The sequence below is a fragment of the Campylobacter sp. RM16189 genome (assembly GCF_012978815.1).
Classification (GTDB): Bacteria; Campylobacterota; Campylobacteria; order Campylobacterales; family Campylobacteraceae; genus Campylobacter_A.
Window position 1 is genome coordinate 1 of sequence record NZ_LIWR01000021.1, and the last position, 2,719, is coordinate 2,719.

A 2,719-nucleotide genomic window follows, 5' to 3' on the forward strand; every position below is an offset into this window, starting at 1 on the left:
GAGAAGAGAGCGAGGCTGTGCACATGATAAATCAAGCCGTAAATCAGATAGATGATCTCACCAGACAAAATGTCCAAGTGGCCAATAGTACAAACGAAGTTACTTCTGAAGTTGACAATATGGCTAAAGTTATAGCAGAGGATGTAAGAAAGAAGAAATTTTAATGTCCATTGTTTTTGGACCGGTTAGCTCCAGGCGGTTTGGTAGATCGCTTGGAGTTGACCTGTCTCCTGACAAAAAATCTTGCAATTTTGATTGTGTCTATTGCGAATTAACCGCCTCAAAAACTGTTGATAAAATTTCAGATCCTATTAGCATAGAAGAAATTATTAAGGAAGTTTCAGCTGCACTAAAAATCCACAAAGATATCGATGTGATTACGCTCACTGCAAATGGCGAGCCAACTTTATATCCAAATTTAAAGGAGCTTATTTGTAGATTAAATTTAATAAAAGATAGTGCAAAGTTATTGATTTTGTCAAATGGAACGGGCGTGCTAAATTCTAAAATTTATGATGCGATTTTGGCGCTTGATATAGTTAAATTTAGCCTTGATAGCGCTATTCAAAAGACATTTCGTAAAATAGATCGCGGAGATAAAAAACTTATAGTGTCTGATCTAATAGAAAAGATGTCTGAGTTTAGAAACGAATTTAAGGGCGAGCTTGTGCTTGAAATTCTTGTAGTAGAAGGCTTTAACGACACTAAAGATGAATTTGAAGCTTTAAATTTGGCTATAAATAAAATTGCCCCATCAAGAGTAGATATAAGCACCATTGACCGTCCTCCAGCCTATCCTGTAAAAGGCGTTAATAGAGATACTTTAGAAGAAATAGCTGGCTATATCACAAATATACCTTGTGTCATAGCCAGCGCCAAATATGGAGATAAAATGCTTGATTTTACCAAAGAAGAATTACTAGAACTCTCTTGTCGTCGTCCTCAAAGCGATATAGATGTGAAAAATAGTTTTTCTGAAATCTCAAAGCACAATTTAAATGAGCTTATAAAAGACGGCAAGATATATGAAACAAATGTAAGTGGAGTTAAATTTTATAAAATATCTTGATTTGAAGCATATTTTTTTATTATTTACTCTAAATATAAGCTATTTGTCTGAATATTTAATAGAATTTTAGAAATTTATATATTTTAAGCTAAATTTTATTGACAAAAGACATATTTTTTTCTATAATACGGCTTCTTTTATCAATTTTCCGGATTAGCTCAGCGGTAGAGTAGTCGGCTGTTAACCGATTGGTCGCTGGTTCGAATCCAGCATCCGGAGCCATTTACTTTTTCCACTCAATTCTTAAACTTTCTAATTTTTTTACAAAAGCCCTAAAATACGAGCCTAGAACGCCCTTTTTCTGTTTCAACTTTTCCGCTTTTTTCTTTTTTTTGCTATACTTTTCCAAAAAAAGTGAGACAAAAGTGAGACACTTTCTCTATAGTGTCTCAGTGTCTCACTTTTCTCAAAAAGGATACTCAAATGAAAAATACTCAGGATGTTTCAAGCGACCGAGAAATAAAAGCACTACCTATACCCGAAAAAACTACTATACATAGCGTAGAGGGCGTAAAAGGGCTAAAAATTCATGTATATCCATCCGGTACAAAGGTTTTCAAATATAAATATCGACAGTCAAACGCTATATATACTCATGTGACAGTAGGTACTTTCAAATATGGGCTTTTTGGGATCGTAGAAGCTACAAAAAAAGCAAATGTAGCTCTTGCAAAAATAACTATGAAAAATATAGACTATGTAGATCATAACCCTCAAAATTTTTTCGAGCTTTGGGAAGACTACAAAAAAGAGACCGCAAAATCAAGGGCTCATCTAAAAACGATAAATGAAATCATCAGTCGTTTTGAGAGATTATTTTTGCCACTTGTAAAAGATATTCCTCTTGAAATTATTGATGAACCAGCTCAAGTTAGGCCTATTTTTTTAAGAGCCTTAAAATCGTTGCAAACGGAGGATAACCCTAGAACAACTACTCTAGTAAAAGTCATTAATCAGCTTAATCTTTGCTTAGACCACTCAACCATAAAGGGATTGATAAAAATAAACCCTGTTAGAGTTATCTCTCAAAATTTTAAAAATTTTTTCATAAAAGCTAAGTCTGAGCCTAGAAAGGCTTTTACCTCTGAAAAAGAATTAGTGCCTTTTTTCGAGGCCGTTAATAATTATTTTGGCGATTCCATCGTAAAAGACTGTATGAAATGGACAATCATGTATGCTGTCCGCCCTGTAAATGCTAGAATGGCAAAATGGGAGGATATAGATTTTTCAGAAAAGGTATGGAGGATAAAAGGTAGTGATATGAAAATGGGTGAGGATTTCGTATTACCTCTAACCGATACGGCTATTCGCTTTTTAAAAAAAGTGAGAACATATGATCGACCCGATAGAGAGTATATTTTTTCTCATCTAGGATATCATACGCCTATGAGTGATGGGACGATGCGTATGGCTCTCATCCGTATGGGATTCAAAGGAGAGGTACACATGCATGGGTTTCGATCTACTTTTCGAACTATGATGAGTGAGATGAACTTTGAGAAAAAGCTAGGATTTACCGAAGAGGTGCTTTCGCTTTGTATCGACCATAAATTTAGAAAAGTCGTTAGATCCGATGAATCATATCATAGGGCTAAATTTGAGGACGGCAAGCGAAAAGCCTTTAATTATTGGCACAAAAAACTGAGAGAG

The 2,719-nt window shown here is 34.7% G+C and carries 2 protein-coding genes and 1 tRNA gene; all 3 read left to right on the top strand.

Features of this window, described 5'->3' with window-relative positions; genetic code table 11:
• Positions 1-163 precede the first annotated feature (163 nt).
• Complete coding sequence (locus CDOM16189_RS07920) at positions 164-1,069, top strand: radical SAM protein (RefSeq protein WP_169976000.1); 906 nt, start codon at positions 164-166, stop codon at positions 1,067-1,069.
• Between the two features lie 147 nt (positions 1,070-1,216).
• Positions 1,217-1,291: transfer RNA gene (locus tag CDOM16189_RS07925), tRNA-Asn, on the top strand.
• Between the two features lie 201 nt (positions 1,292-1,492).
• A partial coding sequence (locus tag CDOM16189_RS07930) for a tyrosine-type recombinase/integrase (RefSeq protein ID WP_170000951.1) occupies positions 1,493-2,719 on the top strand: 1,227 nt, incomplete at its 3' end.